Here is a 16,237-nt window from a genome sequence, read left to right on the forward strand (position 1 = left end):
ATCAAATCGAGAAAACTGCACTCTTTTTTGCTATAGTTAATGAAGAACATATTTGCGCTTATAGAAATGTGTTTCTATATGTGTTCGAGGCTTTGAAAGCCATCATACAAAACCGGCCATTACAGGATTGAAAAATGCTTCAAACGCCTTACTACCTTGTCGACAAATCGAAGTTGCTGCGCAATATGGAAAAAATTGCGCGCCTTCGTGATTTGTCGGGTGCAAAATCGCTTTTGGCGTTGAAATGTTTTGCAACATGGGGCGTTTTCGATTTTATGGCGCAATATATGGATGGCACCACATCGTCATCTCTTTATGAACTGCGTTTGGGAAAAGAAGAATTCGGTAAAGAAACCCATGCCTATTCCGTCGCTTGGGCCGATTACGAGATTGATGAAGCAATCACTTATGCCGATACAATCATATTCAATTCCATCAACCAGCTTCACAGATTTGCAAAAAAATCCGAAAATATCGAAAGAGGTTTGCGATTAAATCCGGGGGTCAGTTGTTCCGGCTTCGACCTTGCCGATCCTGCCCGTCCTTTCAGTCGTCTTGGCGAGACAAGTTATGAAAAGATCGAAGCGGTTTTGCCGCTCGTAAACGGTTTCATGATTCATTATAATTGCGAGAATGGCGACTTTTCGTTATTTGACCGGATGCTTTCCGATATAGAACAGAAATTCGGCGAACTTTTTCACCACGTGCAATGGATCAGCCTTGGCGGCGGTATCTATTTTACCGGCAAAGATTACCCGCTTGAAGCTTTTGCCGACAGGCTCAAGCGTTTTTCGGATAAATATGGTGTAACGGTTTATCTTGAACCGGGAGAAGCGGCTATTACCAATAGTGCAACACTCGAAGTTACCGTTCTCGACACCATGCATAATGGCAAAGATCTCGCGATTGTTGACAGTTCGATCGAAGCCCATATGCTTGACCTTCTCGTTTATCGGGAAAAAGCAAAAATTTCGCCAAATCAGGGGGCGCATGAAATTATGATTTGTGGCAAATCATGCCTTGCGGGCGATATTTTCGGAACGTACCGTTTTCCTGAAAAGTTGAAAATCGGCGATCATTTGTCGATAGAAGATGCAGCCGGTTATACAATGGTGAAAAAAAACTGGTTCAACGGTCTTAATATGCCCGCTATTGCGATAAAAGAATTGGATGGAACCATTCGTGTTCAACGTGAATTCGGGTATAAAGACTATTGTGAAAGCCTTTCTTGAAAAAGGCGCCAAGTTTAACAAAGATTTTGAAAGCAGAATTTAGGAGACAAACCGGGAATGAAAAAGAATATCCTGATTATTGGCGCAGGTGGAGTAGCTCAGGTCGTTGCTCATAAATGTGCTCAACATAACGATATTCTCGGTGATCTTCATATCGCATCACGAACATTGCAAAAATGCGAGTCGATCATTGCATCTGTAAAAGAGAAAAAATCCATGAAGGTGAAAGGTGTGTTTGAAACTCACCACCTTGATGCAATGAATATAAAATCGACAGCAGACCTTATTCGCAAAACAAAAAGCCGAATTGTTATCAATGTCGGCTCGGCTTTTCTCAATATGTCGGTTTTGTCGGCCTGTATTGAAACCGGTGCAGCCTATATTGATACCGCCATTCACGAGGACCCGCTAAAAATATGCGAGACTCCCCCTTGGTACGCCAATTATGAGTGGCCGCGCCGCGAAGAATGTGAAGCCCGTAAAGTAACGGCCATTCTCGGAGCAGGTTTCGACCCCGGCGTGGTCAATGCTTATGCAGCACTTGCCCATCACGACTATTTCGATAAAATCAGCGATATTGACATTATTGACATCAATGCCGGTAGTCACGGGCGCTGGTTTGCCACCAATTTCGATCCGGAAATCAACTTCCGCGAATTTACCGGTCAGGTCTGGTCGTGGCAAGACAGCAAGTGGGTTTCAAACAAAATGTTTGAAATCGGTCATGAATGGGATTTGCCGGTTGTCGGCAGGCGCAATACCTATATGACCGGTCATGACGAAATCCATTCTTTGTCAAAGAATCTTGATGTGCCGAATATCCGCTTCTGGATGGGTTTCGGTGAACGCTACATCACCGTGTTCAATGTGTTGAAAAATCTTGGGCTTCTATCCGAACAGCCTATAAAAACGGCTGAAGGTCTGGAAGTTGTGCCACTCAAAGTGGTCAAAGCTGTTTTACCGGATCCGTCTTCGCTTGCACCCGATTATACCGGCAAGACCTGTATTGGCGACCTTATCAAGGGTGAAAAAGACGGCAAAGAGCGTGAACTGTTCATCTATAATATTGCCGACCACAAAGAAGCCTATCTTGAAACAGGCTCACAAGCTATTTCCTACACAGCCGGTGTTCCGGCCGTTGCAGCGGCCATATTGGTGGCGCTTGGTGATTGGGATGTAAAAACCATGGCCAATGTGGAAGAATTGCCACCGAAACCATTTCTGAAGAAGCTTGATGAAATGGGGCTTCCCACCCGAATTCGCGAAGGAAAAGAAGATAAAAAGCTTGATTTATAGCTTTAATGACTGACACGAGCTGATAAACCGGAAGGCTGTGATGAAAAAGAAAAGCCGAATAAATTTCAGGACGATCGCAAGATTTTCGAGACGTTTTGCTTTTCTTTTTGCTTTTTTTGCCGGCACTTTTTGCTTTTCTTCACCGGCATCAAGCAGTGAAGAGACAGCGTCACAACCAAAATTTTTTGAAAAATTTTTACCGAAGGCGCTTCTTGAGCAAAAAAAACATGAAGAGCCGCCTGTCTGCTCCGGCGAGGATTTAACCGAAAAATTTTCAAAAGAGGAAAACCGGAAATTTCTGAACCGTGCCAAAAAAATAAAAAATGGCAATGCGCGATTCTGGAAGGTTGAAAAGAAAGGAACGAGACCGTCCTATCTTTTCGGCACAATGCATGTTAGCGATCCGGCCATTGTCAATCTTGCTCCGTCGGTCAAAACCGCGCTCGAAAATGCAGATCGTGTCGCCCTCGAACTGAGCGAGGCGGCGGATGATAATGGTAAAGCCATGGCAACAAAGCTTGCTGCCTCGCCCGATTTTCTTACCCCCAAAAAAGGCGAGAGTTTCAAGGACGGGCTTTCGAGGGAAGAATTCCAAAAGCTTAAGACCACATTTGAAACCCACGGCCTACCTTTTCAGCTTATTGCCAATAACAAGCCATGGTTCATCTGGATGACATTGAGCCTTCCGGCCTGTGAAGCGCGTCGAGAAGCCTATGGATACCATGCACTTGATGTAGAAATCGGGCAAAACGCCAAAAAACTTGGAAAACCGGTTCTCGGCCTTGAAACAGTTGATGAACAATTATCGGCGATTGAAAAATTACCGTTGAGTTTTCAGGCAAACTCGATCGAAGACTACCTCGATAATCCCAAGTTTTACGCCAATATGTTTTATACGGAAATGCAACTTTATAAACAAAGTCGCATTGGCGAAATATTGGCTCTTGATACCATGTTCAAAACGACGGTCAGCGAAAAAGATCAGGACATTTTTAAAGATATTTTAATGACTAAACGCAATCTACGCATGTCTGAACGCGCACTTCCTTTGATTGAACAAGGAAACAGCTTCATAGCGGTCGGTGCGGCGCATATGGTTGACGATAGCGGCCTTGTCGAACAATTACGCAAACATGGCTATCAGGTTAGCCCGATAAAACTTTGACAATAAAAAAAAACAATATATCGGCAGAAGGTTTTCTTTTGTCGCGACTTATTAATCTCTAAGATAGGCTCTTCAAGGTCGGAAATTGCGCGTTCACCCTGTTGTTTGCGACAGGTAACGGATAACAGCTTTTTCTGTTTTTCCGGTTTGGTCACTTTTATTAAATCAACAATAGCTTCTTTAACCGACAAAGCTCAAAGCAAAGTTTTGCCATTGCATTCATTAATACGAATAATATTGACGTATTTTCGTGATTGAACCCCGATTGTCAGAGAAAATTGCCGCTTCTGTTCCAACCTGACCTGAAAATTCCGGAGTGACCTTATCAATCCGGTTTGATTACAATAAAAAGGCCACCCGAAGGCGGCCTTTTTGAAAGATATGTCAATTCGCTTACATATTGATCGGTTTTGAAAAAGCAGCCAATGCAGCTTCTTTCACAGCTTCCGACATTGTCGGGTGAGCATGGCAGGTCCGTGCCAGATCTTCCGACGAGCCGCCAAATTCCATCAAGACAGCAATTTCGTGGATCATTTCACCGGCACCGAAGCCGAGAATATGACCGCCCAGAACCTTGTCGGTCTTGGCACAAGCAAGGATTTTTACAAATCCGTCGGTCTTCAACATAGCGCGGGCACGACCATTGGCCGAGAAGGGGAACTTGCCAACGCGATATTCAATACCGGCTGCTTTGAGTTCTTCTTCGGTTTTACCAACAGATGCGACTTCCGGCTCGGTATAAACGACACTCGGAATGACATCATAATTGACATGGCCTTTTTGACCGGCAAGAATTTCAGCCAGAGCAACGCCTTCATCTTCCGCTTTATGAGCAAGCATCGGACCTTTGACAACATCGCCAATCGCGTAAATTCCGGCAATATTCGTTTGCCAATGTGAATCAATATTCACCCGACCACGTTCGTCCAGTGTTACACCGGCTTCTTTCAAACCAAGCCCTTCCGTGTAAGGACGCCGACCGGTTGCAACGAGAACAATGTCGGCCTCAAGAGTTTCAGCCGAACCACCCTTGACCGGTTCAAAGGTAACTTTTGCGCCGGATGCGGTTTTTTCAACGCCGGTTACTTTTGCGCCGAGTTTATATTCGATGCCCTGTTTTTCCATGAGTTTCTGGAACTGTTTGGACACTTCACCATCCATCGGCCCCAAAACCTTGTCGAGGAATTCGACAACTGTTACCTTTGCACCAAGCCGGCTCCAGACCGAACCAAGCTCCGAACCGATTACACCGGCGCCGACAACAACCATGTGCTGGGGCACTTTGGCAAGCGACAAAGCACCGGTTGAGGAAACGATAACTTTTTCGTCAATATCGATCTTCAGCCCCGGAATACCGGCAACGTCGGAACCTGTTGCGATGATGATATTTTTGGTTTCGAGAGTCTGCTTCGAGCCATCCTTGGCGGCAACTTCGACTTTGCCTGCCCCAAGAATTTTTGCCGTGCCGTAAATGGTGTCAATCTTGTTTTTCTTCATCAAAAAAGCGACACCGCTTGTGTTACCATCAACGGTTTTCTGCTTGTGAGCCATCATGCCCGCAAGGTCGAGTTTGGGTTTGGAAACCGAAACCCCAAGAGCCTCGAAACCATGCTGAGCCGAGGCAAAAATTTCTGAAGCATAGAGCAAAGCTTTGGAAGGAATACAGCCGACATTAAGACATGTACCGCCCAATGTATCGCGCTTTTCAACGATTGCTGTTTTTAGTCCGAGTTGCGCAGCCTTGATTGCTGCAACATAGCCACCGGGACCTGCTCCAATTACGACAACATCATAAGACATTCTTTTTCCTTTCGTTACGGCCGCTGAGACCTGAATTTTCTAAAACTTACGAGGCTTTCTGAAACATAAGCCTGATACTGAATGCGATGAAAACTGCTCCGCAAAGACGATCAATCCATTTGGCGGCGCGTTGATATAATGAGCGAATGGCAGGGGTCGTCATAAAAATGCCAACCAAAACGAACCATCCAATAAGAAGTGCCGACATCGATAAACCATAGCCGAACTTGACGGCCATAGGCGTTACCGGTGCGACAAATGTCGAAAAAATCGAAAGAAAGAAAAACACCGCTTTCGGATTAAGAGCATTAACGGTAAATCCGGCAAAAAATGCTTTTTTCAAACTCTGCCGTGTTTTCCTACTTTTTCCATTTTCATTTTCTCCACCAGCAACACCACGCGAGGTGATGCTTTTAATGCCGATATAGAGAAGATAGAGAACACCGAGCCATTTAACGACATTAAACAGAATAAGGGATTTCGAGATGAGCAACCCAAGTCCCAGAATCGTGTAACTCACGTGAAAGAGCAAAGCCGCTCCGATGCCGAAAGCGGTTGCAAAAGCAGCCTTCCGCCCATGAACCAGCGATTGGCGCAAAATCAATGCAAAATCGGCACCCGGTGTTATTGCCGCAATTGCGAACACAGCCATCAATGTTGACCATTCGACCAGATAAGGAGCCATCAATCATCTCCAGAAAGCAGCGACAAGCATGATGACCAATCCGAAAATGGAAATTAGCCAGACAATGCTACGAATATAGGGGATGCCCGAAAGGTAAAGCGGAATATAGATAATCCTTGCTAATACCCATATAGATCCTCCTGCCACGGTCAACATGATATTATTGGGTGCAAAATCACCAAGCAACATCAATGCCAGAAATGCCGGATAAGTTTCGCGGAAATTGGCGCTGGCACGCATTGCCCGACCGGCATAAACAGATTTCGGCGTTTCTCCGCCATCTCTTGGTCCGGCGTTCCAGCTTCGTCCCAATTCACGTGTTGTGAGAAAAGCTTGCAAAAAAATATGCACCAACAACAATATGACACTTATGGCCAATAATGCTGCTGGTGCATTCATTTGCGACTATCCCTTTTTAAAGATCGAGAACAAGACGTTCCGGATCTTCAAGGCATTCTTTAACGCGAACGAGGAATGTAACAGCTTCCTGACCATCAACGATACGGTGGTCATAAGAAAGAGCAAGATACATCATCGGACGGGCAACAACTTCACCATTGACGACGACAGCACGTTCCTTGATGGCATGCATACCGAGAATACCCGATTGCGGAGCATTCAGGATAGGTGTGGACATCAATGAACCATAAACACCGCCATTGGTGATGGTGAATGTGCCACCTTGCATATCGGCGACAGCAAGCTTGCCATCACGTGCCAGACGACCGAGGCGACCGATTTCTTTTTCGATTCCTGCGATTGAAAGCTGGTCTGCGTCACGGACAACCGGAACAACAAGGCCTTTGGCTGTACCAACGGCAATACCGGCATTGACGTAATTCTTGTAAATAATGTCGGTACCGTCAATTTCGGCATTAACAGCAGGAACTTCTTTCAAAGCATGGCAAACAGCCTTGGTGAAGAAGCCCATGAAGCCGAGCTTGACGCCATGTTTCTTCTCGAACATTTCCTTGTAGCGTTTACGCAAGTCCATAACAGCCGTCATATCCACTTCGTTGAAAGTGGTGAGCATTGCCATGGTATTTTGTGCGTCTTTCAAACGACGGGCGATTGTTTGGCGCAATTTTGTCATGCGGACGCGTTCTTCACGTGCAGCATCTTGCGGTTGGGAAGCCGCGCGCGGTGCTGCAACCGGAGCAGCCGACGAAATGCCTTTTGCAAGTGCATCAAGAACATCGCCTTTAAGCACCTGTCCACGCTTGCCCGAACCGTCAACCTGACCGGCCGACAGATTGTTTTCAGCCATGAGCTTGGCTGCTGAAGGAGCTGGCTGCATCGAGCCGGAAGCTGCTGCCGGTGCACTTGCTGCCGGTTGTGGTGCAGGAGCACTCGGAGCCGGTTGTGCGGCTTTCGGCTGCGGAGCAACATTGCCCGCAGCACCGGCTTCAATTGCGCCTAAAAGCGCGCCAACTTCGACATTGTCACCTTCTTTGGCAGTGATTTCTGTCAGTTTTCCGGCGACAGGCGAGGGAACCTCGACTGTCACTTTATCAGTTTCAAGTTCAACCAGCGGCTCGTCCATAGCGACAGCATCGCCAACCTTTTTGAACCATTTCCCAATGGTTGCTTCAGTAACGGACTCGCCCAGAGTAGGAACACGGATTTCATTAGCCATAATTTTTTTCCATACGTCAGAGTGATTTGAGAATTAAGCCAACGCGTCTTCAAGGAACGCGGCAAGCTGTTGAAGATGTTGCGACATGAGCCCTGTTGCCGGCGAAGCGCTTGCGGGACGACCGGCGTAACGGGCGCGCGGATATTTCGCACCGATATGAGCCAGTACCCATTCAAGATACGGTTCGATAAACGACCAGGCACCCATATTTTTCGGCTCTTCCTGACACCAGACGATTTCCGCCTGCAAGAAGCGGGAAAGCACAGTAATCAAGGCTTTTGCCGGGAACGGGTAGAGCTGTTCGACGCGCAACAGATAGACATCGTCAATGCCGCGTTTTTCGCGCTCTTCGTAAAGGTCGTAGTAAACCTTGCCAGAGCAGAGAACGACGCGACGGATCTTGTTATCCTTCTGCAACTTGATTGCCTGATCCTTGAGCTGTTGGGCGTCATCAAGCAACAAGCGATGGAACGTTGTATCGGCTCCCATATCGCTCAACGATGAAATAGCGCGTTTATGACGCAACAAGGATTTCGGTGTCATCAGGATCAACGGTTTGCGGAAATCGCGTTTGATCTGACGGCGCAAGATGTGGAAGTAATTTGCCGGTGTCGTACAATTGGCAACCTGCATATTATCTTCTGCACAAAGTTGCAGATAACGTTCAAGACGGGCTGAAGAGTGTTCAGGTCCCTGACCTTCAAATCCGTGAGGCAACAGGCAAACAAGGCCGCTCATACGCAACCATTTGCGTTCGCCAGACGAGATGAACTGGTCGAAAAGAACCTGTGCCCCATTGGCAAAGTCACCGAATTGGGCTTCCCACAAATTCAAGCCGAGAGGCTGCGCCAGTGAATATCCATATTCAAATCCCAAGACGCCTTCTTCCGAAAGCATCGAGTTGACCGGTTCATAAATGGCCTGACCCTTTTTGAGATTATTCAACGGGATATAGCGGTTTTCGTTTTCCTGATCGTAAAGAACAGAATGACGCTGGCTGAATGTACCACGTTCGACATCCTCACCGGAAAGACGAACCGGAGCACCTTCGATTACGAGTGAACCGAAAGCCAGAGCTTCACCGGTTGCCCAATCGATTCCTTCACCTGTTTCAAACATTTTTGCACGGTTATCAAGGAAGCGCTTAATGGTCTTGTGAACATGGAAATCGGCAGGAATGTCAACCAGACGTTCACCAATTTCTTTCAGTGTCTTGATCGGCACACCGGTTGCACCGCGACGTTGATCGTCGGCATTGTCGGCGGCTTTCAAGCCTGTCCATGTGCCATCAAGCCAATCGGCCTTGTTCGGCTTATAGGAAGTGGCTGCTTCAAATTCCTGTTCAAGTTTGTCGTGCCACTCGCGCTTTTGCTGGTCGAGTTCTTCGGCTTTGATAAGGCCTTCTTTTTCCAGCTTCTCGTCGTAAAGTTCCAAAGTGGTTTTATGACCACGAATGGCTTTATACATCAATGGCTGTGTGAAGGATGGTTCATCACCTTCATTGTGACCGAACCGGCGATAGCAGAACATGTCGATAACAACCGGTTTATGGAAAATCATGCGGAATTCTGTTGCAACCTTGGCAACATAAACAACAGCTTCCGGATCATCGCCATTGACGTGGAAAATCGGCGCGTCGATCATTTTGGCAATATCTGACGGATAAGGCGTCGAGCGACCGAAACGCGGATTGGTGGTAAAGCCGATCTGGTTGTTGATGATGAAGTGGATAGAACCGGCAACACGGAAACCTTTCAGCCCCGAAAGACCCAATGTTTCCTGAATAACGCCTTGCCCTGCAAAAGCCGCATCACCATGGATAAGAACCGGCATGACTTTCGCCCGTTCACTGAGCGGAACAAGATCACTGCGGCTCGGACCGGCAAGCAAATCCTGTTTTGCACGGGTTTTGCCGATTACAACAGGGTCGACAATTTCGAGGTGGGACGGGTTGGCAAGAAGCGACAAATGCACCTTGTTGCCATCGAACTCGCGATCGGAAGACGTACCCAAGTGGTATTTCACATCGCCCGAACCTTCAACATCATCAGGCTTATAAGAGCCACCCTTGAATTCATGGAAGATTGCGCGATGGGGCTTGGAGAGCACCTGCGAGAGAACGTTAAGACGCCCGCGGTGAGCCATGCCGAAAACGATTTCTTCAACACCAAGAGCACCACCGCGCTTGATGATCTGTTCAAGAGCCGGAATAAGCGATTCACCGCCATCAAGACCGAAACGCTTTGTGCCCTTATATTTTGTATCCAGAAACTTTTCAAAGCCCTCGGCTTCGACGAGCTTATGGACAATCGCCTTTTTACCTTCAGGCGTGAACGATACCCAATTGTTCGGGCCTTCGATCCGTTCCTGAATCCAGCTTTTTTCTGCCGGATCGGAAATATGCATGAATTCGACACCGATTGTATTGCAATAGGTGTTTTTCAATATTTCCAACATCTGCGGGATTGTTGCATATTCAAGCCCGAGAACATTGTCGATAAATATTTTACGATCATAGTCAGCCGTTGTGAAACCATAGGTCTCAGGCGACAATTCGTTATAATCTTCCGGTGCTTCACGCAATTGTAGCGGATCGAGTTTTGCATGGAGATGGCCGCGCATACGATAGGCGCGGATCATCATTATTGCGCGCACTGAATCGCGTGTAGCCTGAATAATATCGGCATCACTGACAGCCGAGCCGCCTTTTTTGGCTGCTTCTGCTGCTTTGCCTTTGAGCTTGTCGCCCATGTGTTTTTCAACAGCCGACCAATCGCCGTCAAGAGCCGATACCAGCTCGCCTTCCGGTTTTACCGGCCAATTGTCACGCTGCCAGGATGCGCCTTCAGCATTTTTGAGCACATCTTCCTTGTTATCTTTCAAATTTTCAAAAAACTCGCGCCATTGCGGATCAACGCTTGCGGGGTTTTTCTCATACTCGGCATAAAGCTGATCTATATAGTCAGCATTGCCACCATATAAAAACGAAGTTTGTTCAAAAAGATCGTTTGTCTGGTCCTGCCTTGCCATATATTCTGCCGGAACGCCTGTTCCGTCTCCTTGATATCCGTGGGAGTACCCTACGAATTGGTGTTGAAGAAGCATTTGCTTCTGTTAAAAATTCAAGCCACCCGAACCGGCCGTCCGAGTGGCTTTTTTGTAATTAGCCTTTAAGAACCTCTACGAGAGTCTTGCCGATTTGTGCGGGCGACGGGGAAACCCGAATACCGGCTGCTTCCATAGCAGCGATCTTGTCTTCGGCTCCACCTTTGCCACCCGATATGACCGCACCGGCATGACCCATTGTGCGGCCTTTCGGTGCTGTACGACCGGCGATAAAACCGACAACCGGTTTCTTGCGCCCTTTCTTGGCTTCATCAATCAGGAATTGGGAAGCGTCTTCCTCGGCAGAACCACCAATTTCACCGATCATAACAATCGACTTGGTTTCGTCATCTGCAAGGAACATCTCCAGCACATCAATGAATTCTGTGCCTTTGACCGGATCGCCACCAATACCGACGGCTGTTGTTTGACCGAGACCTTCGACCGTTGTCTGGTAAACAGCTTCATAGGTCAAAGTTCCGGAACGCGATACAACACCGACCGAACCTTTTTTGAAGATCGATCCCGGCATAATGCCGATCTTGCATTCATCGGGTGTGAGAACACCGGGGCAGTTCGGGCCGATAAGGCGGGACTTCGATTTTCTCAATTTCGCCTTGACCTTGACCATATCGAGAACCGGAATACCTTCCGTGATACAAACAATAAGGCCGATTTCGGCATCAATCGCTTCCATGATTGCAGCAGCAGCACCTGCCGGCGGAACATAAATGACAGATGCATCGGCACCGGTCTTGTCCTTGCCTTCGGCAACTGTTGCAAAAATCGGCAATTCCTCGCCATTGGAACCGTGCCAGGTTTCGCCACCCTTTTTCGGGTTAACGCCACCAACCATTTTGGTTCCATGATAGGCAAGTGCCTGTTCGGTGTGGAACGTACCGGTTTTACCGGTCAAACCCTGCACGAGAACTTTTGTATCCTTGTTGATAAGAATCGACATGACTTCAAGCTCCCTTTACGGCTGCAACAATTTTCTTGGCGGCATCATCAAGATCATCCGCCGAGATGACATTCAAACCACTCTCGTTGATAAGAGCTTTCCCCTTATCGACATTTGTACCTTCAAGACGGACAACGAGAGGAACCTTCAAACCGACTTCCTTGACCGCAGCCAGAACACCTTCAGCAATAACATCACAACGCATGATGCCACCGAAAATATTCACCAAGATGCCCTTCACATGGGGATCGGCTGTAATAATCTTGAAAGCGGCAGTTACGCGTTCTTTGGAAGCACCACCACCAACATCAAGAAAGTTTGCCGGCTCGCCGCCATAAAGCTTGATGATATCCATCGTTGCCATAGCAAGACCGGCACCGTTGACCATGCAACCGATATTGCCATCAAGAGCAATATAGGCAAGATCATGTTTGGAAGCTTCGATTTCCTTCGGATCTTCTTCGGAAGTGTCGCGCAACTCGACAATGTCGGGATGACGGAAAAGTGCGTTATTGTCGAACGATACTTTTGAATCCAGCAACCGCAAATGGCCGTTTTTCATGACGATCAGAGGGTTGACTTCAAGAAGGCTCATGTCTTTTTCGACAAAAGCTTTGTAAAGAATCGGAAAGAGTTTCAATCCGTCTTCACGAGCAACGCCATCAAGCTTCAGAGCATCGCAAAGTTTTGCGCTGTCTTCAGCAGTAACGCCCTTATCCGGATCAATCGGAAGGGTGAGGATTTTTTCCGGTGTATCATGTGCAACGGTCTCGATATCCATGCCGCCTTCTGTCGAAACGACGAAAGCGATCTCTCCGACTGTACGGTCGACGAGAATTGACAGATAAAGTTCGCGTTCAATATCGGCACCATCTTCAATATAAAGACGATTTACCTGTTTTCCGGCCGGACCCGTCTGCTTGGTTACAAGTGTTTTGCCAAGCATTTCCTTGACATTGGCAACAACTTCTTCAACCGATTTTGCAAGACGGACGCCACCTTTAGCATCGGGACCAAGTTCTTTAAACTTACCCTTGCCGCGGCCACCAGCATGGATCTGGCTTTTAACGACATAAAGCGGTCCGGGCAATTTTTTTGCCCATTCCTCTGCCTGCTCTACAGAATAGACAGCAACACCGTTTGCAATCGGTGCGCCATATTCATGAAGCAGACGCTTGGCCTGATATTCATGGATATTCATTCATTTTTCCTTTTCTATTATGGGCCGAAAGTCCGGTCCCGGAAAATCGGTATATCCGACTTATGTGAATGAAAAAGTGGGGCAACCCCCCACTTATTTCAAGTTTGGTGCAAGTTTTAAGCAAGCTTCACAAAGTCCATGAACAGCATGGACAGATTTATCGAAAGCTTCTTTTTCTTTCTTATCAAGTTCAATTTCGATAACGCGTTCGACACCACCAGCGCCCAGAACAACAGGAACACCGACATATGTGTCTTTAACGCCGTACTGGCCGGAAAGATGCGCAGCAACCGGTACAACACGCTTTTTATCTTTCAAATAAGCTTCTGCCATCGAAACGGCCGATGCTGCCGGAGCATAATAAGCAGAACCGGTTTTCAACAAACCGACAATTTCTGCACCGCCATCGCGGGTACGTTGAATAATTTTTTCAAGCTTTGCCTCGGTTGTCCAACCCATTTTGACAAGATCAGGCAAAGGAATACCGGCAACTGTCGAATAACGGGCAAGCGGTACCATTGAATCGCCGTGACCGCCCAGAACAAATGCCGTTACATCATCAACCGAAACTTTGAATTCTTCAGCGAGGAAATAGCGGAAACGTGCGGAATCGAGAACTCCGGCCATGCCGACAACCTTGTTTGCCGGAAGACCTGAAAATTTTTGCAAAGCCCAAACCATTGCATCAAGCGGGTTGGTGATGCAGATAACAAATGCGTTGGGAGCGTATTTTTTAATTCCGGCGCCAACTTGTTCCATAACTTTGAGGTTGATGCCAAGAAGATCATCACGGCTCATTCCGGGCTTACGGGGAACACCTGCTGTCACAATAATAACATCGGCTCCCTCGATAGCTGCATAGCTATTGGCGCCGGTGTATTTGGCGTCGAAACCTTCAACCGGTGAAGATTCGGCAATATCAAGACCTTTTCCCTGTGGTACACCTTCGGCAATATCGAACAAGACAACGTCGCCAAGTTCTTTGAGACCTATCAAGTGTGCCAATGTGCCCCCGATCATACCTGAACCGATGAGAGCTATTTTATTGCGTGCCATTCTGGTTTCTTCCCTAAAAAATTGTCGGAATTGTAAAGCAGATTTGCTCCTCTCCGACGTGATACAAACGCCCCTCATTTTTACCCGGCTCGAAAGACCGGATAGAAAGTCGGGTTTGTTAAAACTCCCGTATAGATTTTGTCACGTCGATACGCCGCTTCAAGATCTACACCTCTATCGTCGATAGGCTGAATCGTGGAAAATTACAATAGAATTATCGAAATCCAATAAATTCAAACGGTTATATTGAATTCACTTTACGTAAACGTCAATTTTTCTTCACTTTTGTGCGTCAAATCGACACAATTTACACGTGTTGGGCGATTTTTTCGTATTATTTGACCTGTTTTTCACTCCAATTGGCCAAATATTCCTCGCTTTGCATTTCAAAAAGACGTGATGCAGTACGTTCAAACTCGAATGTTTCGGTCGTCTGGTTCTTTCCCTGATAGAGTTTATCGGGAGTTGCCGCCGCCGAAATAAACAAACGGATATGACGATCATAAAGCGTATCGATCAACAAAATGAAACGTTTTGTCTCGTTTCGGTGCTCGTCATCCATAATCGGCACATTATCAATGAAAAAAGTATCGTAACGGCTTGATAAAGCTAGATAATCAGCAGCAGCCAAGGGAACGGAGCAAAGATCTATATAATCGAAGCGGGCAGCATTATTTACAACGCGCGGCACGTGAACCGGATGACCGCGAACATCGACAATTTCCGGTTTTGCTATGTGCCCTTGTTCAATGAGTGCCCATGCTGCATCCATCTTTTCCTGTGCGACATGGCCGAGCGGTGTAATATAAACCGGCTTTCGATCAGCTTTTTCCAACCGGTAATCTGTATCGGCATCAAGATTGAAAACCTCGACATTTTCTTCGAGAATCTTGATGAAAGGCAAAAATAATTGCCGGTTGAGACCGTTTTTATAAAGATTTTCGGGTGCAACATTGGAAGTGGCAACAAGCGTTACACCGTCCTTGAATAAAGCGGTAAACAGTCTTGAAAGCACCATTGCATCGGCAATATCGGTAACCGTAAACTCGTCAAAACAAAGGACTTTCGCTTCTTTGGCGAGGCTTGAAGCAACCGGAGGAATAGGGTCGTTCTGTTTGGTTTCGCCACGTGTCAATGCCTGTCGGTGACGGTTTATCCGATCATGCACATCTGCCATAAAATCATTGAAATGGGCGCGCCTTTTGTCGCCATCGGGCAGGCAGGAAAAAAACAAATCCATAAGCATGGTTTTGCCACGACCGACTTCGCCGTAAACATAGAGGCCATGCACACCTGAATGATTGTCTTTATGTTTGCCAAAAAGCCAGCCGAGCGGCGAACTTTTTTGCGATACACGCTTGACAGAAAGCTCGTCAAGAAGACGGTCAAAATGGGAAATCAAGGCAATCTGTGCTTCATCGCGGCTGATTTCACCGTTTTCAACCAAAGCATCATAGCGCTCACGCATCAATCCCATTAACAAGCCCCTCCTTGTATCAAAAAATTGAAGAGGCCTTATGGCCTCTCCGAAAACTGTTTAACGACTCAAGATAACGGCTTGACCGTTTACCGTATTTCCCTCGAACCGGCTTGGTCCGGCAGAATAAAGTGTTGCGACAGGACTACCTGCACCATCATAGAAATTCAGTTGCTTTCCGCTTACCGCCCATGACGCAACCTTGGTGAAGGCTTCAGGACAATGCAATGGTCCGGCGCGATAGCCTTGACCATATTTGGTCTGTGGTGTTGCAATCTGGCAATTCAGCCCGCCAACCGACGCCTTCCATACACCGGCAATGGCTCCAGGCGTTAAATCGGAAGCGTTTGTAGGTGGTTGAAGACTGGCTACATCGGTTTGCGACTGCGGGATACTGCTACTTACGCTATTATTAGGCGCTGACGGAAAATTATCCGGCGGCGGCAACTCCGATTGACTGACCCCGCCCGAACTTGCCGGTCCCGGCATAACGACTTGCGGTGGCTCACCGCCGCCATTGTTGCCGAATCGTGAATTCGCACAACCGGCAAGCATTGTTGCCATAACTGTCAACACCAGAAGTGAATTCTTCGAGACTGTCATATTCCTACTTTCTTCAATCG

At 47.2% G+C, this 16,237-nt stretch carries 13 protein-coding genes; 3 read left to right on the forward strand and 10 right to left on the reverse strand.

What is annotated here, in order from left to right:
* The first annotated feature begins 134 nt into the window (after positions 1 to 134).
* Genes GQS64_RS01235 through GQS64_RS01245 form a run of 3 tightly spaced genes read left to right on the forward strand, consistent with a single transcriptional unit; the run spans position 135 to position 3,693 of the window.
* Entirely contained in the window at positions 135 to 1,232 is a 1,098-nt protein-coding gene (locus tag GQS64_RS01235) for a carboxynorspermidine decarboxylase (protein WP_198230381.1), read from the forward strand.
* A 57-nt stretch (positions 1,233 to 1,289) separates the two neighbouring features.
* A complete protein-coding gene (locus tag GQS64_RS01240; protein ID WP_198230382.1) occupies positions 1,290 to 2,528 on the forward strand; it encodes a saccharopine dehydrogenase family protein in 1,239 nt (412 codons plus the stop codon).
* Between the two features lie 40 nt (positions 2,529 to 2,568).
* Positions 2,569 to 3,693: a TraB/GumN family protein gene (locus GQS64_RS01245; protein ID WP_198230383.1), complete on the forward strand. Its 1,125-nt coding sequence runs from the start codon at positions 2,569 to 2,571 to the stop codon at positions 3,691 to 3,693.
* Between the two features lie 393 nt (positions 3,694 to 4,086).
* Here the strand turns inward: GQS64_RS01245 and lpdA are convergent, their stop codons facing one another.
* From lpdA to GQS64_RS01295, 10 genes are all read right to left on the reverse strand, one after another.
* Positions 4,087 to 5,493 carry a dihydrolipoyl dehydrogenase gene (lpdA, locus tag GQS64_RS01250; protein ID WP_077994320.1) on the reverse strand — a complete coding sequence of 469 codons (1,407 nt, stop codon included), beginning with the start codon at positions 5,491 to 5,493 and terminating at the stop codon, positions 4,087 to 4,089.
* A 46-nt stretch (positions 5,494 to 5,539) separates the two neighbouring features.
* Positions 5,540 to 6,178 carry a LysE family translocator gene (locus GQS64_RS01255; RefSeq protein ID WP_077994322.1) on the reverse strand — a complete coding sequence of 213 codons (639 nt, stop codon included), beginning with the start codon at positions 6,176 to 6,178 and terminating at the stop codon, positions 5,540 to 5,542.
* A 3-nt stretch (positions 6,179 to 6,181) separates the two neighbouring features.
* On the reverse strand, positions 6,182 to 6,577 hold the full coding sequence (locus GQS64_RS01260) for an MAPEG family protein (RefSeq protein ID WP_077994324.1): 396 nt from the start codon (positions 6,575 to 6,577) through the stop codon (positions 6,182 to 6,184).
* 16 nt (positions 6,578 to 6,593) lie between these two features.
* Positions 6,594 to 7,814 (reverse strand): 2-oxoglutarate dehydrogenase complex dihydrolipoyllysine-residue succinyltransferase, encoded by a 1,221-nt coding sequence (odhB, locus tag GQS64_RS01265; RefSeq protein ID WP_077994325.1) that lies wholly within the window; start codon positions 7,812 to 7,814, stop codon positions 6,594 to 6,596.
* Positions 7,815 to 7,847: 33 nt separating this feature from the next.
* Positions 7,848 to 10,844, reverse strand: coding sequence for a 2-oxoglutarate dehydrogenase E1 component (locus tag GQS64_RS01270; RefSeq protein ID WP_198230384.1), 2,997 nt, complete (start codon positions 10,842 to 10,844; stop codon positions 7,848 to 7,850).
* Positions 10,845 to 10,977: 133 nt separating this feature from the next.
* Positions 10,978 to 11,880, reverse strand: a complete 903-nt coding sequence (sucD, locus tag GQS64_RS01275; protein WP_077994329.1) for a succinate--CoA ligase subunit alpha — start codon at positions 11,878 to 11,880, stop codon at positions 10,978 to 10,980.
* 4 nt (positions 11,881 to 11,884) lie between these two features.
* Entirely contained in the window at positions 11,885 to 13,081 is a 1,197-nt protein-coding gene (sucC, locus tag GQS64_RS01280) for an ADP-forming succinate--CoA ligase subunit beta (RefSeq protein ID WP_077994331.1), read from the reverse strand.
* A gap of 93 nt (positions 13,082 to 13,174) precedes the next feature.
* Positions 13,175 to 14,137, reverse strand: coding sequence for a malate dehydrogenase (mdh, locus tag GQS64_RS01285; protein WP_077994333.1), 963 nt, complete (start codon positions 14,135 to 14,137; stop codon positions 13,175 to 13,177).
* Between the two features lie 334 nt (positions 14,138 to 14,471).
* On the reverse strand, positions 14,472 to 15,614 hold the full coding sequence (gene zapE, locus GQS64_RS01290) for a cell division protein ZapE (RefSeq protein WP_198230385.1): 1,143 nt from the start codon (positions 15,612 to 15,614) through the stop codon (positions 14,472 to 14,474).
* A gap of 60 nt (positions 15,615 to 15,674) precedes the next feature.
* Positions 15,675 to 16,217: an AprI/Inh family metalloprotease inhibitor gene (locus tag GQS64_RS01295; protein ID WP_198230386.1), complete on the reverse strand. Its 543-nt coding sequence runs from the start codon at positions 16,215 to 16,217 to the stop codon at positions 15,675 to 15,677.
* Between the last annotated feature and the right edge of the window lie 20 nt (positions 16,218 to 16,237).

The sequence above is a fragment of the Bartonella sp. P0282 genome (assembly GCF_048452985.1).
In the GTDB taxonomy this organism is placed as follows: Bacteria; Pseudomonadota; Alphaproteobacteria; order Rhizobiales; family Rhizobiaceae; genus Bartonella; species Bartonella choladocola.